Below are 23,250 nucleotides of genomic sequence, written 5' to 3'. Positions count from 1 at the left end.
GACTATTTGATGTGCCGCCCGCCGTTGAGGGTCAGGGTCGTGCCGGTGACATAAGGGTTGTCGAGCAGATAGCGCAGGCTCTGGTAAATCACTTCGCTGCCAGGTTCGATGCCCAGCGCGGATTTGGCCAGGGCCTTGGCACGGTAGGTCGCATCGTCGTCGGGATTGAACAGTAGCAGGGCCGGGGCGATGCCGTTGACCTTGATGGCCGGTGCGTATTTCGCCGCGAAAGAAAGCGTGAGGCTTTCCAGGCCAGCCTTGGTGGCGCAATAGGCGATGTGCTTGCTGCTGCCCTTGCGCGTCACGTCATCACCGATGTGCACGATATCCGCGCGGCACCGAGCGCCGCAGCAAATCGGCGCAATGCAGGTTGATCAGGTAGGGCGCGAGCATATGGACACCGAACATGGCGCTGAAGGCCGCGGCTTCGTTGCCCGGGGTTTCGGCGAGCCAGGCCGAGGCGTTGTGGACGATGGCGCGCAGTTGATCGGTGTGGTGCTTGAGCTGTTCGATGAAGGCCAGGATCCCGGATTCACTGGAAAAATCGGCGAACAGGACCGTCGCCCCCGAGTCCCGTAGCGCTTGCACGCCCGGGCGTTCGGTGCGGTACGTGGCGATGACCGGTTGGCCGTCCTCCAGCATGCGTCGCGCACAGTGCAGGCCGACGCGTTGGGCTGCGCCGGTGATCAGGATCGGAGCGGTGGCGCTGGACATGGGACGGCTCGGTTCGCGGCAGAAGCAAAACTATAACAGCGACGGCGGGTACGTCCTATGGACAAGGGAAATCCAGCGCCCGATTCGGTTTCCCTCACGGACCCTGGCTGGCTCCCATGGTGTCAGTGATTCTGCGCGGCCGGCAAGGGCCGTTGTGGCGTCCCCGCCAGCCAACTTGCCAATAAATGAGTCGACATCGGGATAAACAGATAGACCATCAGCGGCGTCAGGATGAGCGTACTGATGAAAACCCGGCTCAACAGGCCCAGTTCGCCGAGTAACGGTCCCAAAAGGAAATTGAACAATAACGAAACAGGGAAGAACGCCAGCCAGATCGCCACGGCCTGTTTCCAGCGTGGCGGGCGTTGGCCGATCGCGCCGAACCAGCCGTCGATGCCTCGCACCCGGTGTTCGGAGGGATCGGCAAACAGATCGCTGCCGCGTCCCAGCCAGGCGGTGCGCGAGGCGGAATGTTCCCACGCATGCAGGGTCTGCTCGTCGGCAAATCTGAAAATGATCTGGAATTCGTCGTCTTCGGGTGGCGGTGCGAGCACACCGGAGCCCAGGTAGCCGGGAAAGTCGGTGGCCAGTTGCTCGCCTTCACGCAACCAGGCGATCAAGTCCTGATAGCGTCCGTTGGCGACGCGGCGCGCGACCATCAAGGTGACGGGGGAGGTAGACATTTTGTATCTCCATGTTACAAGCGCAACGCTCCGGATAGGAGCTTCGCGGGAGACGCTCCCAAGGGTAGTGGGCTGCGTCTGGTCACAAGAGGCAAAGCAAGGATTATTCCTTGTCGAGCAAAAAACAACAAATCCGCAAGCTGACCGAATTTGTCCTTGTCATGACAGGGTCGCGAGGGAGTACCATGGGATCCAATTTTGTGTCGGGAAAGCCCTCGGAATGAGCGTAATCACCGAAGATAACTTCGTGTTTCCAGCATCAACTGCCTTGAAGCGCGAAGACTTGTTTCCCATTCGCGAAGTGGCACGGTTGACAGGGGTGAACCCGGTGACCTTGCGCGCATGGGAGCGTCGCTATGGCCTGATCCAACCCACGCGCACCGAAAGCGGGCACCGCTTGTATTCCCTGGGCGATATTGAAAAGGTCAGGAGCATTCTCGCCTGGATCGAGCGCGGGGTGGCCGTGAGCAAGGTGGGAAAGATTTTGGCGAGGACCGAGTCGGTGCCGCCAGTCTCCAAATTCATTTCCCCTGACCTGGTTCGTGCCGATTACAACCGATGGCAGCAGCAAGTGGCGGATGCGGTTGGTAATTTCGATGACCTGGCGCTGGACCGCGTCTACGGACAGATTTTTTCCAGTTATGCCGTGCCGGTGGTATTCCAGGACATCCTGATGCCGCTCTGGCGAGAGTTGCTGCAACGCCAGCATGAGTTCGGGCAAACCAGCGAGTGGCTATTTTTCGACGGTTTCCTGCGCTCGCGGGTGATGCAGCGGCTACTGCTCAAGCGCGACGTTTCATCCCAACGCGTGCTGGTCAGCGCCATCGGCGGCCAGTGCCGAGAGTTGGAGCTGTTGGTAACGGCGCTGTTCGTGTGTAAGGCGGACGTCGGTGTCAGGCTGATGACTGTCGGCCAACCGTTTGACGAACTGATCCTGGTCTGCCAGAAGATCCAGCCCCTGGCATTGGTTCTGGTGTCCAATCACGCACCGGCGGTTGATCTACCCAAGCGCCTGGAGAAATTGGCGATGAGCCTGGATTGCCCGGTGATGCTGGCGGGTGACGCCTCAGACCTGGCGCAGGAAAGCCTGGCCGGCTCGTCGATTGGTTGCCTGGGGAACGAAGGAACGGAGATTCGCCAGCGTTTGCGTCAGTTTCTGGCGGGTAACCTGGACACTTGAAGGGCTTGCTACAAATGCATGGCCGGATGAGCCAGGCGGTGCTGCTGAAGGATGTACTGGCGCAGCCGCTCGGTTTCGTCCTGGTCATGCTGGCTCAGGTGATAAGCGTACAGGCCTTGGGCGGTTTCCCTTTCGAACGTGCCACGCAGTGATATCCGCTCGTAGCCCGATGGGCTGAACCACAAGGAAAACTGCTTCGGTGGTTTGGTGCGGTTGCGGATTTCCAGCAGTACGCCCTTGCACGAAACCTCATGCACCCACAACGGGCCCGGCTGGCCGTTGACGTTTTCCAGCGCCACGGGCTCTTCGAGGGTCAGGCGCCATGGACGAATCCTCGGGCCATCCTCGTAGATGCTCGGCACGCCCAGACGAAGGTGCATGGCGTGGAATTCATCTTCGACCAGATGCAACGGGAAGGTCAACTGCTGGTTTTCGAAGTTGGCCTGCAGCGTGACCTGCTCATTCGCCGCCAGGCGCGTCAGCAAATCCCGGATCTGGGATCCACCGTTTACCAGCAAGCTCGACGTGACATCCCGCTCATTCAACTGCGGGTTGTGCTGCATGGTCCGGATGAAATCAAGCTCATCCTGGGTCAGGAGGGCGTCGCGCTGCATAAAGATGGCTCGAAAAATATTTGCGTTATCACTGGTGATTGTAGTGACTGACCATTAATTCGCCGTTTTGTTTTCACCGCTCGTCGAATTAAATCGAGCAATGATCTCCCGGGCTTCGGCCAATTCTTTTTCCAGCTGGGCAACGCGCTGCTGGGCCTTCACCTGAGCGGTGACGTCTTTTTGCACCCCCACGAAATAAGTGTGGCCGTCCGCCTCGTTTTTTACGGAGGACAGCGACAATTCATTCCAGAAAGGGGTGCCATCCTTGCGGTAGTTGCGCAGCACCTGTCGGCACGCACCGCCCTGTTTCAAGGCGGCGCGAATGGGCTCCAAAGACGGTTGGTCCCGGTCGCCTGACTGCAGGAAGCGACAATCCTGATAGAGGATTTCGTCGCGGCTGTAACCGGTCAGCCGTTCGAAGGCCGGGTTTACATAAATCAGGATGTTGTCATCGCCTTCTTTTTCGGCGATGACGATCCCGTCGTTCGATGCATTGATCACCAATTGCATCAGATGGGCGTTGATCATGAGGCCTCCAGCCTTTGGACTTCCCTGTACGCGCTGCATTCTAGAAGAACCCGAGGGGATGTCCACTGGCTATTATCGGTTGTTGAGAGTCAATCGCAGCTTGAGCGCGCAGCCTGTTACCATGATCACTCTATTTATTTCAGGATCAGATCGATGAAAGTCGCCATTCTTTCCGGCTCCGTCTACGGCACGGCCGAAGAAGTTGCCCGGCATGCCGCCCAATTGCTCGGTGACGCGGATTTCGAAACATTCCTCAATCCACGGGCAACCCTGGCGGACATCCAGGCGTTCGGACCGCAAGCCTTGCTCGCCGTTACGTCGACGACCGGCATGGGCGAACTGCCGGACAACTTGATGCCGCTGTATTCAACGATCCGTGATCAATTGCCCGCTTCATTTCGTGGACTGCCTGGCGCGGTGATCGGCCTGGGGGACGCCAGTTACGGCGACACGTTCTGCGGCGGTGGCGAGCAGATGCGCGAACTGTTTGCCGAGCTGGGGGTGAATGAAGTGCTGCCCATGTTGCGCCTGGATGCCAGCGAAAGCGTCACGCCGGAAACCGACGCCGAGCCCTGGTTGGCCGAGTTGATCGTCGCGCTACGTGGTTGAGCCACCTGCGGCGAGCACTGATGCTGACTCGCTCGGCCAGTAAGCTGGCTGCCAACGCAACTACCGACCTGGCGGGAGATGACTAGACTGGTTTCTTGTCCATGAAAACCATGGCCGTCTCCCTCATACATAAAAAAAGCCAGAGGTCATAGCCGTGAGCGTAGCGCCCATTCAATCGACACCCGGCATCAAGGATCAGGTCAGCGCAGCCGAATGGCAAACCCGAGTCGATCTCGCTGCGTGCTATCGGTTGGTCGCGCTGCACGGCTGGGATGACCTGATTTTCACGCACATCTCCGCGAAGGTCCCTGGCACCGAAGATTTCCTGATCAACCCATACGGGTTGATGTTCCACGAAATCACCGCGTCGAGCCTGGTCAAGATCGATCAGGCCGGCAACAAGTTGATGGACAGTCCCTACGAGATCAACCCTGCCGGCTACACCATCCACAGCGCGGTGCACGAGGTGCGGCACGATGTGACGTGCGTGCTGCATACCCATACTGCGTCTGGCGTCGCGGTGTCGGCGCAGAAGCAAGGCGTGTTGCCGATCAGCCAGCAATCGCTGTTCGTGCTGTCGAGCCTGGCTTATCACCCGTATGAAGGGGTCGCGCTGAACCCGGAAGAAAAGGCCCGCCTGCAAGCCGACCTGGGCGAGAGCAATTTCCTCATGTTGCACAACCATGGTCTGCTCACTTGTGGCGGGACCATTGCCGATACGTTCCTGATGATGTTCATTTTCCAGCGAGCCTGCGACATCCAGGTCATGACCCAGACGGGCGGCGCCGAATTGATTGCCATCGAGCCGCAGGTATTGGCCGGCGCCCGGGCGATGGTCGCCGGCGTGACCAAAAGTGCCCAGGGCATGGGAGGCGCATTGGCCTGGCCAGCGCTGCTGCGCAAACTCGACCAGCAAGATCCAGGCTATAAAAGTTGATGCCCATGGTCCAAATCCCGTTGCGTATCTGGCGTCAGCGCGGCCAGACATTCATGTTTCGCGGCCACGCCATCCGCTATTGGACGGCCGGGCACGGCGAGCCGTTGCTGCTGATTCATGGGTTTCCGACCGCCAGTTGGGACTGGCATTACCTGTGGCAGCCGTTGGCACAGCGTTATCGAGTCATCGCCTGCGACATGCTCGGGTTTGGTGATTCCGCCAAGCCGACGGAGCATGTCTATAGCCTGCTGGAGCAGGCCGATCTGCAGCAGGCGTTACTGATTCATTTGAACGTGACGCAAGGGGTTCACGTACTGGCCCACGATTACGGCGACAGTGTGGCCCAGGAGCTGATTGCCCGGCATGGCGAGGCGCGTATTGACCTCGCCAGCTGTGTCTTCCTCAACGGTGGCCTGTTTCCCGAAACCCATCGTCCGGTGTTCATGCAAAAACTGCTGCTCAGCCCCTTGGGCTGGCTGGTTGGCCGGGCTTTCTGCAGGGACGGCCTGGTGAAAAGCTTTCGGCAGATTTTTGGTCCTTGGACCGGTCCCACCGAAAGCGAGCTGGATGATTACTGGAGCCTGGTCGAGACCCACCGCGGACCGCGAATCATGCACAAGCTCATCGCCTATATTCCCGAGCGCCGCGTACAGCGTGATCGCTGGGTCCGGGCGATGCAGAGCGGCGAGGTGCCGTTGCGGCTGATCGACGGGGCATTCGACCCGATTTCCGGTGCGCATATGGTGGCGCGTTACCAGGCGCTCATTCCCCATGCCGACACCGTGTCGTTGCCTCACATCGGTCATTACCCGCACACCGAAGCGCCGGTGCAGGTGCTCAATCACTACCTGGCATTTCGCGAGGCCATCGCCGCGCCCCACAAGCGAATGGCCTGTTCATGATGGGTTGCCTGCATCATCCCCGCACCTTATCGCCCAACATTCACTTTCAACCCAGTTGATTGTGACCAGCGGCCTTGTACCCGACACTTCCGTTCATTGTCCAACGGCCTGCTGGAGTTCTGCCCATGAATGAGTCTGTGCGCTTCGAAGATAAAGTCGTGATCGTCACAGGGGCCGGTGGTGGCCTGGGGCGTGCCCATGCGCTGCTGTTCGCAAGGCAAGGCGCGAAAGTGCTGGTCAACGACCTGGGTGGCTCGGCTCAAGGGGAGGGCGCCAACGCTTCGGCGGCCGACCGGGTGGTCGCCGAAATTCGCCAGGCCGGCGGTATTGCCGAGGCCAATCATGACTCAGTCACCGATGGCGACAAGCTTGTGCAAAATGCCCTCGACGCGTTTGGTCGCGTCGACGTCGTCGTCAATAACGCTGGCATCCTGCGAGACAAGACCTTTCATAAAATGGACGACGCCGACTGGGACCTGGTTTACCGCGTCCATGTCGAAGGGGCTTATAAAGTCACTCGCGCCGCATGGCCGCACATGCGTGAGCAGAATTATGGCCGGGTGATCTTCACCGCCTCCACGTCTGGCATCTACGGCAATTTCGGCCAGTCCAACTACGGGATGGCCAAGCTCGGTCTCTACGGCCTGACCCGCACCCTGGCTATCGAAGGCCGCAAGAACAACATCCACGTCAATGCGATCGCTCCCACCGGCGGCACTCGCATGACTGAGGGCCTGATCCCGCCGCAGGTGTTCGAACAGCTCAAGCCTGAACTCGTCAGCCCGCTGGTGGTGTACCTGGCCAGTGAAGCCTGCCAGGAAACCTCCGGGTTATTCGAAGTGGGCGGCGGCTGGATGGGCAAGGTGCGCTGGGAGCGCAGCCTCGGCGCCGGGTTCGACCCGCGCAAAGGTTTCTCACCTGAGGATGTCGCCGCCCATTGGCAACAGATTTGCGACTTCGAGAACGCGGTACACCCGAACGACAATCTCGAAGCCCTGAAAGAGATGATGGCTAACCTGCAGCGCTACGCCGTTTAAGCTTGGCGCCCGGGCCGGTTGTCGTCGGCAGCGGCGACCGGTTCAGGGGAAGTACTTCTTCACCAGGGCGGCCAGGTTCGCGGCAGTCTCGATGTCCATTACACCGTCATGTTTCGCCGGACGGAAGTGCAGTTGGAAAGCCCGTACCAGTCGCTGGAAGCCTACAACCGTGGTGGCGGCCGACGTGTCGTAGCCATATCGCTTGAACTGCCCGACCAGTTGTTCCCGAAGAGGGATCCCATTGGCCTGGTACATCTGCATGAACGTATCCTGGGTAGCGTCATCGAACCAGGCCCCGATGCCCTTGAGATACAACGCGTGCCACGGAAACATCGGGCCGGGGTCGCTCTTTCGTCCCGCAGCGATGTCCGAATGTCCCACTACATTGACCGGACTGATTTCCGGGTATCGCTTGAGAATGTCTGATGCCAGGTATTCGATGGCCTCGATTTGCTGGGCCTTATAAGGCGGAAAGGTAAATTGGCCTTGGTTGTCAGTTGCCAGGTTGACGACTTCCACACCGATCGACGTGTCGTTCAAGTTGCTGCGATTACCCCAGCTGCTCACGCTCGGCATGCCAGGCGCGTTGGTTTTCGTCGACCAGATTGAAAACCTGGGGGGCGGCAAAGCCCGCTTTCAAATAACCAGGATCGGCGAAGTCGGGTATGAGGTAATGGGCGCTGACGGAAGGGCCGGTCAACGTGTTGATCGAAGAGTCGAAGTTGCCGGCCGTGTAATGAAACACCAGAAAGCGAATGCGGCTGTTATAAGATTTTTTTGAACGATAGCTTTGGTTATTTATGTACATGTCCATAACTCACCGTTAATGAATCGAAGCGAAATACTGCGATTGATTTCAGCGTAACAGTGAATTTTTGCCGGGCGCGTAGTTGCTTTCTGGCTGTGTTGTGGGAAGTGACGACAAACTCAACGTTTCGAATAAGGGCAACGAGGATAGATATTTCCGACGAAGGTGTAGGAAACAGGTAACTCGTGACATAACCCAAATAAAAAAGGCCGCTGCAAAAATGCAGCGGCCTAAACGTGACGTTGCAAAGGAGCTACAAATCAACGTCAGTGGACACGGGGATGATGGATCGATGTGCAATCCATCCGAATGACGGTGCGCCAGGCGCGAGGGACGCCGGACGACTTGTGCTTGCAGGCCCGTTGCCCTGCAAGCCCGGCCAGCATAGGGATCGGGCGCCGCGGGAAACAGCCCGGTTTCGGACATGCACTGTTGCGGTGCGCGCAACAGTCGTGACGGTCGGCATTGCTCATGCGCGGCGTTGATAACCCATCATCCAGCCTGTTCATGTCCCGCTCAGAGGCCGCTCCCGCATAGGCTGTAATCCTTTTTAGGTACAGCGCGAATACCCCCTTGGTGCGCTTATCGCCCATGACGTGCGGCAGTAGGGTGAAGGCTCTGTCACTCACCGGGGAAGACGCATGACAACAATAACAATGCGCGCCATCTTCAAGCCGCAGGCGCTGGCCGTCGCGGTGGCCTTGGGTTGCTGTGCCCAGGCGCAGGCCGTTTCTTTCAACATTGGCGAAATCGAGGGCCAGTTCGACTCCTCGCTGTCCGTTGGCGCGAGTTGGGGCATGCGCGATGCCGACAAGGATCTGGTCGGTACGGTCAACGGCGGGACGGGGCAATCCTCCACCGGTGACGATGGACGACTGAACTTCAAGAAGGGCGAGACCTTCTCGAAAATCTTCAAGGGCTTGCACGACCTGGAACTCAAGTACGGCGACACCGGTGTGTTCGTGCGTGGCAAGTATTGGTACGACTTCGAGCTCAAGGATGAAAACCGTGAGTTCAAGGACATCAGCGACAGCAATCGCAAAGAGGGCGCCAAGTCGTCAGGCGCGCAGATTCTCGATGCCTTCGTCTATCACAACTATTCCATCGCCGATTTGCCCGGCACCGTGCGCGCCGGCAAGCAGGTGGTCAGTTGGGGTGAAAGTACCTTCATCGGCAACTCCATCAACAGCATCAACCCGGTGGACGTGTCGGCGTTCCGTCGCCCGGGCGCGGAGATCAAGGAAGGCTTGATCCCGGTGAACATGCTGTTCGCCTCCCAGGGCCTGACCGACAAACTCACCATCGAAGGGTTCTACCAGTTGGAGTGGGACCAGACGGTCGTCGACAACTGCGGGACGTTCTTTGGTAACGATGTGGTGGCTGATGGGTGTACCAGTGGGTACACGGTGGGCAGCCCGGCGATTGCGCCGTTCGTGCCGTTGACCGAGACATTCGGGCAGGGCATCCAGGTGACCAGCGAAGGGGTTGTCATTCCTCGCGGCGGTGACCGCGATGCACGGGATTCCGGCCAGTGGGGCACTGCGTTGCGTTGGCTCGGCGATGACACCGAGTACGGCTTGTACTTCATGAACTACCACAGCCGTACGCCGACCGTGGGCACCACCACGGCAGGCCTTTCTACGTTGGCTGTGCTGGCGAACAATACTCCGGGGGGCATGCTTCCGATTGCAGAAACTATTGCCCAAGGCAGCAGTGGTGCCCTGGCACAAAGCGTAATGCTTGGTCGCGGTGGTTATTATCTCGAATACCCTGAAGACATTCGCCTGTACGGCGCAAGCTTCTCCACCACGCTGCCCACCGGTACCGCGTGGACCGGCGAGATCAGCTATCGGCCCAACGCACCGGTGCAGGTCAATACCAACGACCTGACCCTGGCACTCCTCAACCCGATCGCCGGCGGCGCCGCATCCCCCATCGCCACTTCGCCTGGAGCCGACAACACCGGGTACCGCCGCAAGGAAGTCACCCAGGTCCAGAGCACCCTGACGCACTTCTTCGACCAGGTCCTGGGCGCCGATCGCCTGACCGTGGTGGGCGAGGCGGCGGTCGTGCATGTCGGTGGCCTGGAATCGAAGGACAAGCTGCGTTATGGCCGCGACTCGGTCTACGGCCAGTACGGCTTCAACGGCGACACCGACGGTTTCGTCACCTCGACGTCCTGGGGCTACCGTGCCCGGGCGATCCTCGACTACTCCAACGTCATCGGCGGGGTGAACTTCAAGCCCAACGTGTCCTGGTCCCATGACGTGGCCGGCTATGGCCCCAACGGCCTGTTCAACGAAGGCGCCAAGGCCATCAGCGTGGGTGTCGATGCCGATTACCGCAACACCTATACCGCCAGCCTGAGCTACACCGATTTCTTCGGCGGCGATTACAACGTTCTCGAAGACCGCGACTTCCTCGCGCTGAGCTTCGGCGTGAACTTCTGATCTGGCTGACAAGGAAAACCCAATGCGCAAGATGATCCTGCAATGCGGTGCCCTGGCCCTGAGCCTGCTGGCCGCGAACGTGATGGCGGCGGTGTCGCCGGAAGAAGCGAACAAACTGGGCACCAGCCTGACGCCACTGGGGGCGGAGAAGGCCGGTAACGCCGATGGCTCGATCCCGGCCTGGACCGGCGGCATTGCGAAGAACGCCGGCGCCGTGGACAGCAAGGGCTTCCTGGCCGACCCGTTCGCCAATGAAAAACCGCTGTTCACCATCACCGCCGCGACTGTGGATAAGTACAAGGACAAGCTGTCCGACGGCCAGGTCGCGATGTTCAAGCGTTACCCGGAAACCTACAAGATCCCGGTCTACCCGACCCATCGCAGCGTCGGCCTGCCACCGGAAGTCTATGAGGCGGCCAAGCGCAGCGCGCTCAATGTGAACGCGATCAACGACGGCAACGGCCTGGCCAATTTCACCGGCAACCGCTACTACGCGTTCCCGATCCCGAAGAGTGGCGTTGAAGTGCTGTGGAACCACATCACCCGTTATCACGGCGGCAACCTGCGGCGTGTCATCACCCAGGCCACGCCGCAGACCAACGGCAGCTTCACGCCGATCCGCTTTGAAGAAGAGATCGCCGTGCCGTTCCTGATCAAGGACGCCGACCCGGAAAAAGCCAGCAACGTGCTGACCTATTTCAAGCAGGAGGTCACGGCCCCGGCGCGCCTGGCCGGCAACGTGCTGCTGGTGCATGAAACGCTGGACCAAGTGAAGGAACCGCGCCTGGCGTGGATCTACAACGCCGGCCAGCGCCGCGTGCGTCGCGCCCCGCAAGTGGCCTACGACGGCCCGGGCACCGCCGCCGACGGCTTGCGTACGTCGGACAACTTCGACCTGTTCTCCGGTGCGCCGGATCGCTACGACTGGAAACTGGTTGGCAAGAAGGAAATGTACATCCCGTACAACAGCTACAAACTCGATTCGCCGAGCCTCAAGTATGACGACGTGATCAAGGCCGGCCACATCAACCAGGACCTGACCCGCTATGAGTTGCACCGTGTCTGGGAAGTGATCGGTACGGTCAAGCCCAGCGAGCGGCACATCTACGCCAAGCGCCACATGTACATCGACGAGGACAGCTGGCAGGCGGCGCTGGTGGACCACTATGACGGCCGCGGCCAGTTGTGGCGTGTCGCCGAAGGTCATGCCCAGTTCTACTACGACCACCAGAACCCGGGCTACACGCTTGAAGCGCTCTACGACATCATCGCTGGCCGCTACATCGCCCTGGGGATGAAGAACGAAGAGAAGCATGCGTACGTCTATGGCTTCGAGGCTCGTGCAGCCGACTACACCCCGGCGGCGCTGCGGTCGAGTGGGGTTCGCTAAAGCGGCTGGCACTGTGGCGAGGGAGCTTGCTCCCGCTGGGCCGCGCAGCGGCCCCAATCGCCCCTAGGAGAAATACGCAAATCGAAGACCGGCAGCCGAGCTGCCGGTCTTTTTTTTTATGGCCGCCAATCAGCGCGCTGAATACTTCTCCTAAGGTGGTCGACAGAGGTCTAGGGTGAAGGAACAACAATAAAAGGGACCTTGCACAATGACCGCCATGACTCCGTGTCCGGACCGTCCTGGGCTGTTGCCTCGCCTGTCTTCGACGCATGTGTCGCGCCGGTCGTTGAGCGAGCCCCTGCTGGCGTCCGAGGCACGAGTCAAGCTGCTTTGCGCGCCGGCCGGCAGCGGCAAAAGCGCATTGTTCGCCGAATGCTTCTTGCAGGCCCCGGCTGAATGCCGGTTGCACTGGCTGCCGTTGGCAGGCGCGGCACTCGATGCCGCGCAGCTGTGTGAATGCCTGGCGCAAGCCCTTGGCCTGCCCGTCACGGATGAAGCAAGCCTGTCGGCCCATCTGGCCCGTTTGCAGGCCCCCACGTGGCTGTTCCTGGACGATTATTGCCGGGTGCCCAATCCTGAGCTGGACCATTTGCTCGACCGTTTGTTGAACGCCAGCAGTCCGGCGCTGCACCTGTGGCTCAATGGCCGCCGGCGCCCTCACTGCAACTGGCCGCGCCTGTTGCTCGATGACGAGCTGTATGAGTTCGACGCGAAAGCCTTGGTGTTTGGCGTCGAGGATGTCCAGCAATTCCTCAGCCATTTGCCCGGCCCGCTGGCGGCCCGCACCGCCCGCGAAGTCATCCAGCGCAGCGGTGGCTGGTGCGCCGGGGTGCGCATCACATTGCTGGAACGTTGTGAATGGGCGCGTCGTCACGCCGCGCCGGGGCGTCCCGGTACATTGCTCGATTACCTGGAATACGAACTGTTCGGCAGCCTCACGCCCGAGCTGGCCCAGGCCTGGCGGGTGTTGGCGCATCTGCCGCGTTTCAATGCCCGGCTCTGCGAGCATCTGTTCGGTGACACCGTGGGGGCTGAGTGTCTTCCCCTGTTGCGGGACCTGGGCTGTTTTATCGAGCCGTGGGAAGCGTCTTCGGACTGGCTGCAGATTTTCCCGCCGCTGGCCCGGCTGGTGCGCGATGAACCTTGGCCCCAGGGGCGTTCCTGGCACCGACGGGCCTGCCAATGGTTCGCCGCCGAACAGGATTGGCCCATGGCGTTCGAGCAAGCCATGCAGGCCGAGGAGTTCGAGGCCGCCGTCAGTTTCCTGCAGCATTTGAATTTCGAACATGTGTTGCAACGCAGCAACGTCCAGCTCTTGCTGAACCTGCACGACCAGCAGGGTGAAGCGCTGTCGCTCGGGACAGCGCAATCGGTAGGCCTGGTGACCACGGCCTTGATGTTTGCCGGACGTTTCGACCAGGCCGAGGCCTGCATCGAACAGTTGGTCAAATTCATGCCCCAGCCCCTGGCTTGCCAACAGCGACAGTTGATTGCCCGATGGCAGGTCCTGCGTGGATGGTTGCTGCACCTTCGAGGCGACGGCGAACAGGCCCGCGAGCATTTTCTCCACGCCCAGGCCAGCCTGGGCCCCGACGCCTGGGCGCTGCGGGTGTTGTGCCTGATTGGTCAGACACAGCAGGCGTTGCTCAAAGGTGAATTGGCGTCCGCCCAATGGATCAATCGCCAGGCACTGTGCCTGGCGCGCGCGCAAGGCTCGCTGGTATTTGAAGGCCTGCTCGAACTGGATCATGCCCAGGTCCTGGAGCAACGGGGGGCTCCTCACCGGGCCGATCACCTGCTGGGTGCAGTCCAGGCACTGCTTGATAAGCCTGGGCAGGATTTTTCCGCGTTGCTGGGAAGAATCGCCCTGCGTCGTGGACGACTGTCCTTGCGAATGGGCCTGGATGAGCAGGCCGACGAGCACTTTCAGGCGGGCCTGGAAACGGGGCTGCGCAACCAGGACAAACAGGTGCTCTATGGCTTTCTTGGCAAGGCCTGCCTTGCCGCCAACCAGGGCGATTATGGCGAGGCGTTCATGCAGCTTCGCGACGCCGAACGCATCATGCAGCAGCGGCACATTCCCGACACGGTGTACCGTGGCGTATTGCTGCAAACCAGTTGTCAGTTCTGGCTGCAACAGGGACGCCCGGAACTGGCCCATGAAGTACTGACTCGCGTCTTGCGGCATTTTTGCGGACCGCAGGCCAAGCAGGCGCCGCCCGCCACCCTGGAACTGATCCCGCGTCTTGAGTACCTGCTGGTGCTGACCGAGGTCTATCTGCATCGGGCGCAGGATGCCCAGGCCCGGCTCAAGGACATGATCACCCAGGCGCAACGCTGTGAAATGCACGGTCTGGAAACCGAGTTGCACCTCGCCCTGGCTGAGGTGACCTGGCTGACCGGCGATCGCTCCCAGGCGCGCGCGCTTCTGCAGGAGGGTCTGCAGCGTGTCGCCTGTTGGCGAGCGCAACAGGCCCTGCGCGAGCTGCGCTTGCGTCAGCCTGAACTGTTGCGCTGGTTTGAATCGGCCGGACACATCGAGCAGCCAACCGTGCAGACCGAAGAGACCCTGCTCAGCCAGCGTGAGTTGGAAGTGCTGGAATTGATCGCGCAAGGTTATTCAAACCAACAGATCGCCGAGCAGTTGTTCATTTCATTGCACACCGTAAAAACACATTCGCGTCGAATTCACAGCAAGTTGGGTGTACAGCGGCGTACGCAAGCGGTTGCCAAGGCGAAAGTGATGGGCGTCATGAATTAAGCTCGGGACGTTTTACTCATACTTACACTTGTTTGGGAAGTAACGGAGAACGTTTGATGTATAAGTGTCGGGCTTACATTGGAAAGGGAGTTTGGTTAGTCCCGGATTTCAATAAAAAAGTAAGTCGCCGTAACAGGCGCCATCAACGGAACGAACATGAAGTTCGTAACCAATACCGAACAAGGATGTTTATGTACGCACCATTATTTTCTTCATATTCGCAAAAGCTTCTTGCCTTGAAAGCAACCCGCGTCGATTTCGCCGTGGAGATCTTGCTGGGGCAGGCGTTGGATGGGTTGAACGTCAATCCACACAACAGCTATCTAAATATTTTGGAAAGCTCGTCCAGCGCCGAGTTTGCTCGTTCGATCACCTTGTTTGAAGAAGCGCTGGCGTGTGTCGAAAGAAAGTCCAGCCCGACCTACACGCAAGGCGTCAGCGAGATTTTCAGCAAGCGCTACTCCTTCGCCAATGAAGATCGGATCAAGGCGCTGAATCTTGTTGCCTTTGAAAAGATCGTCGCCGACATCGTTTCGAGCCTGACTGACGAACCGTCGATGGCGTTGTCCCGCACTCGCCTGAGGCCTCTGGCTGTAGAGGAAGTGGAGATGGCGTTGAAGTTTCATTTGCCTGGCGTCGATCTGAATAGCATCTATGTAACCGATTTTGCCACAGATGACTTTGGCGATCGGATCATCACCTCATCCGCAAAGCTGGTAGATCAGCTGCTGGGGTACTTCGACAATGATGAGATTCCCTGCCATGGAAGGGATGGCGCGGTCTATTCGGTCCCCTACAGTGGCAAGGAGGAGCATCGGCATCCACAGTTGACCGCCGGATACCTTAACGACCTGCTGATCAAAGTCTTACCGGGCTTCCTGATCTGATCCGGGATCGGTCTCATAGCCCATCCGCCAGCTCACGGCCCGGGTCGCCGCCAACAAGCGTTGCGCCGCCGGGCCGTTCTCATCGGCATGAAACAGCGACGTCGGGCCGACAATGGTCATGACCGCCGTGACGTGGCCCATGGCGTTGAAAACCGGCGCGGACAACGCGTCTACCCCGGGCATCAGCAAACCGTGGACATGATGCAGGCCGCGTTGACGTATTTGTTCGCACAGCGCCGCGTAGGCCTGGTCATCTGCCAGCGGATGAGCGCGGGCGGCGCGGACTTCCTCGTCACGCAGTCCGACGGTTTCGCGCTCCGGCAAGTAGGCGCTGAAAACCAGGCCCGTGGATGAACTGAGCAACGGCAAGACCGAGCCCAGTTGCGTCACCACGGTGACGGCTCGCACGGCCGGTTCGATCCGTACCACGGTCGCGCCGTGGTTCCCCCACACTGCCAGGAAACAGGTTTCGTTCAAGTCGTCGCGCAGCTCTGCCAAGGGCAGGGCGGCCACTTGCAGCACGTCCATGCCGTTCAAGGCCGCCAGCCCCACGCGCAAGGCTTCGCGACCCAGGCCGTAGTGGTTGGTGGCGGTGTTCTGTTCGGCGAATCCGCTGGCGATCAAGGCCTGCAGATAGCGATGGACCTTGCTCGCCGGCATCTGCACGTGTTCGGCCAGGCGCGACAACGATGTGGAGGGGGAGAGTTCGGCCAGCGCCTTGAGGATGTCGGTGCCGACCTCGGCCGAGCGGACTTTCTGTTTACCGTTGCTGGGCAGGTTTTCCATGGAAGTGCGGGTCCGGAGGGCGAATGGGCGTCTTTATAGCTTGACGGTCGCTGCCGAGCAAATTACGTTATGCGTAATTGAATTACGATAAAAATAACCCGGTGCGCCTCGAACATTGCACGATGTGATGGGCCGCATCCCAGGAGGCTCCATGAACCTCGATTCCACGGCGTCGGATCTGGCTTATCTGTCTGGCTTCGGCAACGAGTTCGCCAGCGAAGCGTTGCCTGGCGCACTGCCGGTTGGCCAGAACTCTCCGCAGAAAGCACCGTACGGTCTCTATGCCGAACTGTTTTCTGGCACCGCTTTCACCATGGCCCGCAGCGAAACGCGGCGAACCTGGATGTACCGCATCCGACCCTCGGCCAATCATCCGGCCTTTGCCAGGCTTGATCGTCAGTTGGCGGGTGGTCCACTGGGTGAGGTCACGCCTAATCGCCTGCGCTGGAACCCGCTGGAGATCCCTGTGCAGCCGACCGATTTCATCGACGGGCTGGTGCGCATGGCGGCCAACGCCGGTTCGGACAAGCCGGCGGGCATCAGCATCTATCACTATCGCGCGAACTGCTCCATGGAACGGGTGTTCTTCAATGCCGATGGCGAATGGCTGGTCGTGCCGCAACTCGGGCGCTTGCGGATCGTCACCGAGTTGGGTGTGCTGGAACTGGCGCCACTGGAAATTGCCGTGCTGCCGCGAGGGCTGAAGTTGCGCGTCGAGCTCCTCGACCCGCAGGCCCGCGGCTACATCGCCGAGAACCATGGCGCGCCATTGAGATTGCCGGACCTGGGGCCTATCGGCAGCAATGGCCTGGCCAATCCACGGGATTTCCTGACGCCCGTCGCCCATTACGAAAACCTCGCGCAACCGACCACGCTGGTACAGAAATTCCTGGGTGAGTTGTGGGCGTGCGAGCTGGATCATTCACCGTTCGACGTGGTGGCCTGGCATGGCAATAACGTGCCGTACAAATATGACCTGCGTCGATTCAACACCATCGGCACGGTCAGCTTCGACCACCCGGATCCGTCGATCTTCACCGTGTTGACCTCGCCCACCAGTGTCCACGGCCTGGCAAACCTCGATTTCGTGATCTTTCCGCCGCGCTGGATGGTGGCGGAAAACACCTTCCGTCCGCCGTGGTTCCACCGCAACCTGATGAATGAATTCATGGGCCTGATCCAGGGCGCCTACGACGCCAAGGCCGAAGGTTTCCTGCCCGGAGGCGCATCGTTGCACAGCTGCATGAGTGCCCATGGTCCCGACGGTGAAACGTGCACCAAGGCCATCAATGCCGAACTCAAGCCGGCGAAAATCGACAACACCATGGCGTTCATGTTCGAGACCAGCCAAGTCCTGCGCCCGAGCCGTTTCGCCCTGGACTGCCCCCAATTGCAAACGGACTACGATGCCTGCTGGGCCTCGTTGCCAGTCACGTTCGACCCGACCCGGAGATAATCCATGAATCACGTTTCCTCCACCCGCAGTTGGGTCGCCTCCGCCAACGGTCATGCCGACTTCCCGCTGCAGAACCTGCCGCTGGGCATTTTCAGCATCGCTGGCGGCGCCCCGCGGAGCGGCGTTGCCATTGGCGAGCGGATTTTCGATCTGCAGGCAGCGTTGCAGGCAGGCCTGTTCGAGGGCGCGGCAGGCGATGCGGTCGCGGCCATGGAAGGTGGTCAACTGAACGCTTTCTTCGACCTGGGCCGCACCGCCCGGGTCGCCCTGCGTGAACGGCTCCTGGAGCTGCTGCGCGAAGACAGTCCGCTGCGGGACAAGATCGAAGCCCAGGGTGACAGCCTGTTGCCCCGTGCGGCGGATTGCCAGATGCACCTGCCCGCAAAAATCAACGACTACACCGATTTCTACGTCGGCATCGAGCACGCGCAAAATGTCGGCAAGCTGTTCCGGCCTGACAATCCGCTGCTGCCCAACTACAAATACGTGCCCATCGGCTACCACGGTCGCGCCTCGACGGTCCGCCCTTCCGGCACCGATGTGCGCCGCCCGAAGGGCCAGACCTTGCCGGCTGGCCAGACCGAGCCGACCTTTGGCCCGTGCGCGCGCCTGGACTATGAGCTGGAACTGGGCATCTGGATCGGCCAGGGCAACGCCTTGGGCGAGCCCATCGCCATCGGCGATGCTGCCGAGCACATTGCCGGTTTCTGTCTGCTCAACGATTGGTCGGCGCGGGATATCCAGGCCTGGGAATATCAGCCGCTGGGGCCGTTCCTGTCGAAAAGTTTCCTGACCAGTGTCTCGCCCTGGGTGGTCACCGCTGAAGCCCTGGAACCGTTCCGTCGTCCCCAACCGGCGCGTCCCGAGGGCGATCCGCAGCCGCTGCCGTACCTGCTGGACAAGCGTGACCAGGCCGGTGGTGCATTCGACATCGAGTTGGAGGTGCTGCTGCTGACCGAAACCATGCGCGAACAGAACCTGCCAGCCCATCGGTTGACCCTCAGCAACACCCGATACATGTACTGGACCGTGGCGCAGATGGTGGCGCACCACAGCGTCAACGGCTGCCAGTTGCAGGCAGGTGACCTGTTTGGCTCGGGTACGTTGTCGGGGCCGGAAAGCGGCCAATTCGGCAGCCTGCTGGAAATCACCGAGGGCGGCAAGAAGCCGATCGAATTGGCGTCCGGCGAAGTTCGCAAATTCCTCGAGGACGGCGATGAAATCATCCTGCGCGCGCGTTGCAGTCGTGACGGCGTGACGTCCATCGGCTTTGGCGAATGCCGCGGCAAGATCCTGCTCGGCACGGTGAGGAGCGGGGCATGGAACTCTATACCTATTACCGGTCCACTTCGTCGTATCGGGTGCGTATTGCCTTGGCGCTCAAGGGGCTGGATTACCAGGCCCTGCCCGTCAACTTGATCGCCCCACCGGGGGGCGAGCATCGCCAGCCGGCGTACCTGGCGATCAATCCGCAAGGGCGGGTACCGGCCCTGCGCACTGATGAGGGCGCGCTGCTGGTGCAATCGCCGGCGATCATCGAATACCTGGAAGAGCGTTATCCACAGGTGCCGCTGCTCAGCAACAACCTTGCGACCCGCGCCCACGAACGGGGTGTCGCGGCGTTGATTGGCTGCGATATTCATCCCCTGCACAACGTCAGCGTGCTCAACAAGCTGCGCAAGTGGGGACACGACGAAGCGCAGGTGGCGGAGTGGATCGCGGGTTGGATCAGCCAGGGGCTGACGGCGGTGGAGCAGTTGATTGGCGATGACGGCTATTGCTTCGGCGCGCTGCCAGGCATCGCGGATGTGTACCTGATCCCGCAGCTGTACGCGGCCGAGCGGTTCAATGTCTCGTTGCAACCGTATCCGCGAATCCGGCGGGTTGCGGCGTTGGCGACCGGACATGCAGCGTTCCAGAAGGCGCATCCGGCGAATCAGCCTGACACCCCGGCTTGAAATTGGCGCAAGCCGGCTTACCGTCATCGCGAGCAAGCTCGCTCCCACACAGATGGCGCCAGACCCAGGCTCTCTGTGGGAGCGAGCTTGCTCGCGATGGCGATCCAGCAATCACCACAAAAATCCAAAGCCCGTACTCATTCAGTGCACAATCGAATTGGGCGGCAAATGCCCCAGTCGCTCGGTCAGGCGCAGCCGCTGGATCGGATCTTCACTGAGCATCAGCGCGTGCTCAAGGTCGAAGCGCTCAGCGTTAGGGCAGTCGAGGCGCTGGTAAAGACTGGCGCGCGCCAGGTAGTCGGCGGCGTTGGCGTTGCCCATTTCGAGCACTCGTTCGGCATCGATCAGCGCCGCGATGTAGTCATCGTTCGCCAGGTGCAATTGCCGCAGGTTGCGCGACAACCGTTGCAGCATCTGCATCGGCTCGGCATTGAACATATGCTCGGCCTTGAGCGGCATGTTCGTGCCGTACTGACGCTGCAGCAGTTCCCGGCAATCATTGGGGTACAACCGTCGGCCGCCGCACGGGTCGAGCAGATGGTCGGCACCGGGTACGCGTAGCAGGAAATGGCCGGGGAAATTGACACCGGCCATTGGGATTTCCAGGCCGCGGGCCAACTCCAGGGCGATCAGGCCGAGGGCCAGGGGCTGACCCCGTTTGTGCGCCAGGACCTTGTCCAGCAGTGCCGCGCGGGGCCGTAGCGGGGTGGAATCATCCTGGGCGAAACCCAGGTCATTGAGGCGTCGAAGCAAGGGCTGGCCCAATTCACTGACCGGCAACATGGGCAGGCCGTGGCTGACCTGCCGTTGCAGATCCTTGAAGTCCTTCAACAGCGTCGGTACATCCAACTCGCGATCATGTTCAGCGGCGATCCATAGCGCTGCTTCGAACAGCGCCGGTGGGGAGCGGTGCAGGCAATCAAAAAAGGCTTGGCGCGGCGTCATCACAATCTCCGGGCTATGCCTCGTTTTAGCTCTGCCATGGGTTTTCGTCCAGTCTCACAAATACGCAGTAACAGGTTATGCCGAAATAACAGGCAACGACTCATGCTTATTCCGGCGAACTCCAGCAATTTTCGAGCGCACGCCTATACTGGCGAAACAGACAAAAGTGATTCGGGAGCCTGTCGATGTTCGCTCTCATGCAAAGCTCCCGCCTTGAATCGCTGCACTTAAGCGTAGACCCGGTGACCGGGTTGAAGGCGGTGATTGCCATTCATTGCAGCCGTCCGGGGCCTGCCCTGGGAGGTTGTCGTTATCTTTCCTACCCCGACGACGAAAGTGCCGTGGCCGACGCTGTGCGCCTGGCCCAGGGCATGAGCTACAAGGCTGCCCTGGCCGGCTTGCCCGTGGGGGGCGGAGTGGCGGTCATCATGCGCCCTGCGCATGTCGAAAGCCGGGCCGCGCTGTTCGAAGCCTTTGGCCGTTGCATCGAGCAACTGGATGGCCGCTATATCACCGCCATCGACAGCGGGACGTCGGTGGCGGACATGGACTGCATCGCCCAGCAAACCCGTCACGTCACCAGCACCACCGCCTCGGGAGACCCGGCGCCGCACGCGGCGATGGGCGTCTTCGCCGGTATTCGCGCCACGGCGATGGCCCGTTTGGGCAGCGATAACCTGGAGAGCCTGCGCGTCGCGATCCAGGGCTTGGGCAACGTCGGTTATGCCCTGGCCGAACAACTGCACGCGGCGGGCGCGGAACTGCTGGTCAGCGACATCGACCCCGGCAAGGTCCAGTTGGCCATGGAGCAATTGGGTGCCCACCCCATCGCCAACGATGCATTGCTCAGCACACCGTGTGACATCCTGGCGCCTTGCGGGCTCGGCGGCGTGCTCAACAGCCACAGCGTGGCGCAACTGCGTTGCTCGGCGGTCGCCGGCTCGGCTCATAACCAACTGAGCAACTTGCAGGTGGCTGATCAATTGGAGAGGCGCGGGATCCTCTATGCGCCGGACTACGTGATCAACTCCGGCGGCCTGATCTATGTCGCCCTGAAGCATCGCGGCGAAGAGTTGCCGACCATCACCGCGCACCTGTCGAAGATCGGCGCCCGGCTCACGGAAGTCTTCGCCCACGCCCAGGCGGAAAAACGCTCGCCAGCCCGGGTGGCCGATGAGTTGGCGGAGCGTTTGTTGTACCGATGACGCCGTCGCGAGGTACTAGGGGCGACTGCCCTCGGCCAGTACGGCGGCCCGGCGTTCGCGGCTGTAGTTCAATGCGAAATGCGCCACGAGACCAAAGATCAGTCCCCAGAATGCGGCGGCCAAACCGAGGAAGCTCATGCCCGACGCTGTCACCAGGAAGGTGATCAGCGCGGCTTCCCGTTGTTTGTCGTCGGCCATGGCACCGGTCAGCCCGGCACTGATCGCGCCGAACAAGGCCAGGCCGGCGAGGGACGCGATCAATTCTTTCGGCAGCGCGGAAAACACCGAGGCCAAGGTCGCGCCAAAAATGCCCATCAGGATGTAGAAGACCCCGCAGGCAATCCCGGCGATGTAGCGTTTGTCGCGGTCCTCATGGGCTTCGCGGCCGGTGCAGATCGCTGCGGTGATCGCGGCCAGGTTCAAGCCATGGGAGCCGAACGGAGCCATCAGGATCGAGCCGATGGCGGTGAAGGAAATGATCGAGCGAGCCGGCGTGTCATAGCCGGCGGTGCGCAGCACGGCCATGCCCGGCACGTATTGACCGGTCAAGGTGACCAGCGCCAGCGGCAGGCCGATGTTGATGATCGCGTGCCAGCTCCACTGCGGGGCGATGAAGACCGGATGGGCCACCGCAACATCGATCGAGCCGCTGTTGAGTTCGCCGAACGAAGCTGCCACCGCGCAGCCGATGATCAGCACCGACAGGATCGCGTAGCGTGGCGAGAAGCGCTTGAAGGCCAGATAGGCCGCGATCATCGCCAACACCAACACCGGTTGCAGTTCAATGGACGTGAACAGCCCGGCGCCGAAGCGGAACAGGATGCCGGCGAGCATGGCGGCGGCAATGGCCTTGGGCAGGCGGCTCATCAGTTTGTCGAACGCGCCGGACAGGCCGACCACGGCGATGATTACCGAAGCCACGATGTAGGCGCCGATGGCCTGGGGCAGGGTTACGGTGGGCAGCATCGACACCAGCAACGCCGCGCCCGGCGTCGACCACGCCGTGATCACCGGAACCCGCAGGCGCCAGCTCAGGAACAGCCCTGTCACCCCGCTGCCAATGGAAATGGCCCAGATCCATGACGACACCACATCGTTGGGCAGCTGTGCTTCCTTGGCGGCCTGGAACACGATGATCAGTGGGCCGGCGTAGGAAATGATCACGGCAATAAAGCCTGCGATGATCGCGGAGAGGGATAGATCCTTTCTGATTGTGTCCATGAGGTCTCGGCTTGGCGCGCTGGGCACCCGAATGTTGGCGGTTGGGGGAATTGATTGAGTCGATTTTCGTGAGTGTATTTGAACGGATTGAATCGATTCAATAGGCGCGGTGATTAATCATTGAAATATTTTCACGGCGCTACGTTTTATCGCTGTGTAGGCGATTTCATCTGGCTATA

Annotated in this window: 18 protein-coding genes and 3 pseudogenes; 13 read left to right on the top strand and 8 right to left on the bottom strand. The window is 60.7% G+C overall.

Annotated features, from left to right (window positions below):
• Nucleotides 1-2 precede the first annotated feature (2 nt).
• Nucleotides 3-714, bottom strand: a pseudogene (folM, locus tag AB4N42_RS27115) (dihydromonapterin reductase).
• 122 nt (nt 715-836) lie between these two features.
• Nucleotides 837-1,397 carry an antibiotic biosynthesis monooxygenase gene (locus AB4N42_RS27110; RefSeq protein WP_030139888.1) on the bottom strand — a complete coding sequence of 187 codons (561 nt, stop codon included), beginning with the start codon at nt 1,395-1,397 and terminating at the stop codon, nt 837-839.
• Between the two features lie 220 nt (nt 1,398-1,617).
• Here AB4N42_RS27110 and AB4N42_RS27105 point away from each other — a divergent pair, with 220 nt between their 5' ends.
• On the top strand, nt 1,618-2,577 hold the full coding sequence (locus AB4N42_RS27105) for a MerR family transcriptional regulator (protein WP_431146186.1): 960 nt from the start codon (nt 1,618-1,620) through the stop codon (nt 2,575-2,577).
• An 8-nt stretch (nt 2,578-2,585) separates the two neighbouring features.
• Here the strand turns inward: AB4N42_RS27105 and AB4N42_RS27100 are convergent, their stop codons facing one another.
• The gene (locus AB4N42_RS27100; RefSeq protein ID WP_460115588.1) at nt 2,586-3,191 is read right to left on the bottom strand and encodes a hypothetical protein; all 606 of its coding nucleotides are present in this window, start codon (nt 3,189-3,191) and stop codon (nt 2,586-2,588) included.
• Nucleotides 3,192-3,245: 54 nt separating this feature from the next.
• The gene (locus tag AB4N42_RS27095) at nt 3,246-3,719 is read right to left on the bottom strand and encodes a PAS domain-containing protein (protein WP_460115587.1); all 474 of its coding nucleotides are present in this window, start codon (nt 3,717-3,719) and stop codon (nt 3,246-3,248) included.
• Nucleotides 3,720-3,872: 153 nt separating this feature from the next.
• Between AB4N42_RS27095 and AB4N42_RS27090 the strand changes: the two genes are divergently transcribed.
• From AB4N42_RS27090 to AB4N42_RS27075, 4 genes are all read left to right on the top strand, one after another.
• Nucleotides 3,873-4,328, top strand: coding sequence for a flavodoxin (locus AB4N42_RS27090; RefSeq protein ID WP_030139892.1), 456 nt, complete (start codon nt 3,873-3,875; stop codon nt 4,326-4,328).
• 154 nt (nt 4,329-4,482) lie between these two features.
• Nucleotides 4,483-5,265 carry a class II aldolase/adducin family protein gene (locus tag AB4N42_RS27085; protein ID WP_460115586.1) on the top strand — a complete coding sequence of 261 codons (783 nt, stop codon included), beginning with the start codon at nt 4,483-4,485 and terminating at the stop codon, nt 5,263-5,265.
• Nucleotides 5,265-6,167 carry an alpha/beta fold hydrolase gene (locus AB4N42_RS27080; RefSeq protein ID WP_460115585.1) on the top strand — a complete coding sequence of 301 codons (903 nt, stop codon included), beginning with the start codon at nt 5,265-5,267 and terminating at the stop codon, nt 6,165-6,167. The genes AB4N42_RS27085 and AB4N42_RS27080 overlap by 1 nt, the downstream gene beginning before the upstream one ends.
• A gap of 125 nt (nt 6,168-6,292) precedes the next feature.
• The gene (locus tag AB4N42_RS27075) at nt 6,293-7,204 is read left to right on the top strand and encodes an SDR family oxidoreductase (RefSeq protein WP_030139895.1); all 912 of its coding nucleotides are present in this window, start codon (nt 6,293-6,295) and stop codon (nt 7,202-7,204) included.
• A 42-nt stretch (nt 7,205-7,246) separates the two neighbouring features.
• Here the strand turns inward: AB4N42_RS27075 and AB4N42_RS27070 are convergent.
• A pseudogene (locus tag AB4N42_RS27070) lies at nt 7,247-8,012 on the bottom strand (N-acetylmuramoyl-L-alanine amidase).
• A gap of 641 nt (nt 8,013-8,653) precedes the next feature.
• On the opposite strand from AB4N42_RS27070, the gene AB4N42_RS27065 reads away from it, so the two are divergent.
• From AB4N42_RS27065 to AB4N42_RS27050, 4 genes are all read left to right on the top strand, one after another.
• Nucleotides 8,654-10,462: a DUF1302 domain-containing protein gene (locus AB4N42_RS27065; RefSeq protein ID WP_460115584.1), complete on the top strand. Its 1,809-nt coding sequence runs from the start codon at nt 8,654-8,656 to the stop codon at nt 10,460-10,462.
• Between the two features lie 22 nt (nt 10,463-10,484).
• Nucleotides 10,485-11,852 (top strand): DUF1329 domain-containing protein, encoded by a 1,368-nt coding sequence (locus AB4N42_RS27060; RefSeq protein ID WP_217861269.1) that lies wholly within the window; start codon nt 10,485-10,487, stop codon nt 11,850-11,852.
• A gap of 208 nt (nt 11,853-12,060) precedes the next feature.
• Nucleotides 12,061-14,613: a LuxR C-terminal-related transcriptional regulator gene (locus AB4N42_RS27055; RefSeq protein ID WP_258648919.1), complete on the top strand. Its 2,553-nt coding sequence runs from the start codon at nt 12,061-12,063 to the stop codon at nt 14,611-14,613.
• A gap of 191 nt (nt 14,614-14,804) precedes the next feature.
• Nucleotides 14,805-15,500, top strand: a complete 696-nt coding sequence (locus AB4N42_RS27050) for a hypothetical protein (protein ID WP_030139900.1) — start codon at nt 14,805-14,807, stop codon at nt 15,498-15,500.
• On the opposite strand, the gene AB4N42_RS27045 is transcribed toward AB4N42_RS27050, so the two are convergent.
• Nucleotides 15,480-16,286: an IclR family transcriptional regulator gene (locus tag AB4N42_RS27045; protein WP_030139901.1), complete on the bottom strand. Its 807-nt coding sequence runs from the start codon at nt 16,284-16,286 to the stop codon at nt 15,480-15,482. The two genes, AB4N42_RS27050 and AB4N42_RS27045, sit on opposite strands and share 21 nt — an antisense overlap.
• Before the next feature lie 151 nt (nt 16,287-16,437).
• Here AB4N42_RS27045 and hmgA point away from each other — a divergent pair, with 151 nt between their 5' ends.
• The 3 genes and pseudogenes from hmgA to maiA all read left to right on the top strand — a co-directional run bounded on the left by hmgA (nt 16,438) and on the right by maiA (nt 19,700).
• The gene (gene hmgA / locus AB4N42_RS27040; protein WP_460115583.1) at nt 16,438-17,742 is read left to right on the top strand and encodes a homogentisate 1,2-dioxygenase; all 1,305 of its coding nucleotides are present in this window, start codon (nt 16,438-16,440) and stop codon (nt 17,740-17,742) included.
• A gap of 3 nt (nt 17,743-17,745) precedes the next feature.
• A pseudogene (fahA, locus tag AB4N42_RS27035) lies at nt 17,746-19,038 on the top strand (fumarylacetoacetase); the annotation flags it as partial.
• A gap of 23 nt (nt 19,039-19,061) precedes the next feature.
• Nucleotides 19,062-19,700 (top strand): maleylacetoacetate isomerase, encoded by a 639-nt coding sequence (gene maiA, locus AB4N42_RS27030; protein ID WP_258648921.1) that lies wholly within the window; start codon nt 19,062-19,064, stop codon nt 19,698-19,700.
• Nucleotides 19,701-19,841: 141 nt separating this feature from the next.
• Here the strand turns inward: maiA and AB4N42_RS27025 are convergent, their stop codons facing one another.
• Nucleotides 19,842-20,645 carry a SirB1 family protein gene (locus AB4N42_RS27025; protein ID WP_198796633.1) on the bottom strand — a complete coding sequence of 268 codons (804 nt, stop codon included), beginning with the start codon at nt 20,643-20,645 and terminating at the stop codon, nt 19,842-19,844.
• Nucleotides 20,646-20,830: 185 nt separating this feature from the next.
• On the opposite strand from AB4N42_RS27025, the gene AB4N42_RS27020 reads away from it, so the two are divergent.
• Nucleotides 20,831-21,850 (top strand): Glu/Leu/Phe/Val dehydrogenase family protein, encoded by a 1,020-nt coding sequence (locus AB4N42_RS27020; RefSeq protein ID WP_030139906.1) that lies wholly within the window; start codon nt 20,831-20,833, stop codon nt 21,848-21,850.
• 15 nt (nt 21,851-21,865) lie between these two features.
• Here the strand turns inward: AB4N42_RS27020 and AB4N42_RS27015 are convergent, their stop codons facing one another.
• Nucleotides 21,866-23,071 carry a benzoate/H(+) symporter BenE family transporter gene (locus AB4N42_RS27015; protein ID WP_030139907.1) on the bottom strand — a complete coding sequence of 402 codons (1,206 nt, stop codon included), beginning with the start codon at nt 23,069-23,071 and terminating at the stop codon, nt 21,866-21,868.
• Between the last annotated feature and the right edge of the window lie 179 nt (nt 23,072-23,250).

Source organism: Pseudomonas sp. H2_D02 (assembly GCF_054677635.1).
This window is presented reverse-complemented; position numbering and strand designations above follow the sequence as displayed.

Bases quoted from the DNA above. Each gene is read 5' to 3' on its own strand.
- AB4N42_RS27110 (WP_030139888.1), bottom strand. From the start codon at position 1,397: ATGTCTACCTCCCCCGTCACCTTGATGGTCGCGCGCCGCGTCGCCAAC.
- AB4N42_RS27105 (WP_431146186.1), top strand. From the start codon at position 1,618: ATGAGCGTAATCACCGAAGATAACTTCGTGTTTCCAGCATCAACTGCC.
- AB4N42_RS27100 (WP_460115588.1), bottom strand. From the start codon at position 3,191: ATGCAGCGCGACGCCCTCCTGACCCAGGATGAGCTTGATTTCATCCGG.
- AB4N42_RS27095 (WP_460115587.1), bottom strand. From the start codon at position 3,719: ATGATCAACGCCCATCTGATGCAATTGGTGATCAATGCATCGAACGAC.
- AB4N42_RS27090 (WP_030139892.1), top strand. From the start codon at position 3,873: ATGAAAGTCGCCATTCTTTCCGGCTCCGTCTACGGCACGGCCGAAGAA.
- AB4N42_RS27080 (WP_460115585.1), top strand. From the start codon at position 5,265: ATGCCCATGGTCCAAATCCCGTTGCGTATCTGGCGTCAGCGCGGCCAG.
- AB4N42_RS27075 (WP_030139895.1), top strand. From the start codon at position 6,293: ATGAATGAGTCTGTGCGCTTCGAAGATAAAGTCGTGATCGTCACAGGG.
- AB4N42_RS27065 (WP_460115584.1), top strand. From the start codon at position 8,654: ATGACAACAATAACAATGCGCGCCATCTTCAAGCCGCAGGCGCTGGCC.
- AB4N42_RS27060 (WP_217861269.1), top strand. From the start codon at position 10,485: ATGCGCAAGATGATCCTGCAATGCGGTGCCCTGGCCCTGAGCCTGCTG.
- AB4N42_RS27055 (WP_258648919.1), top strand. From the start codon at position 12,061: ATGACCGCCATGACTCCGTGTCCGGACCGTCCTGGGCTGTTGCCTCGC.
- AB4N42_RS27050 (WP_030139900.1), top strand. From the start codon at position 14,805: ATGTACGCACCATTATTTTCTTCATATTCGCAAAAGCTTCTTGCCTTG.
- AB4N42_RS27045 (WP_030139901.1), bottom strand. From the start codon at position 16,286: ATGGAAAACCTGCCCAGCAACGGTAAACAGAAAGTCCGCTCGGCCGAG.
- hmgA (WP_460115583.1), top strand. From the start codon at position 16,438: ATGAACCTCGATTCCACGGCGTCGGATCTGGCTTATCTGTCTGGCTTC.
- maiA (WP_258648921.1), top strand. From the start codon at position 19,062: ATGGAACTCTATACCTATTACCGGTCCACTTCGTCGTATCGGGTGCGT.
- AB4N42_RS27025 (WP_198796633.1), bottom strand. From the start codon at position 20,645: ATGACGCCGCGCCAAGCCTTTTTTGATTGCCTGCACCGCTCCCCACCG.
- AB4N42_RS27020 (WP_030139906.1), top strand. From the start codon at position 20,831: ATGTTCGCTCTCATGCAAAGCTCCCGCCTTGAATCGCTGCACTTAAGC.
- AB4N42_RS27015 (WP_030139907.1), bottom strand. From the start codon at position 23,071: ATGGACACAATCAGAAAGGATCTATCCCTCTCCGCGATCATCGCAGGC.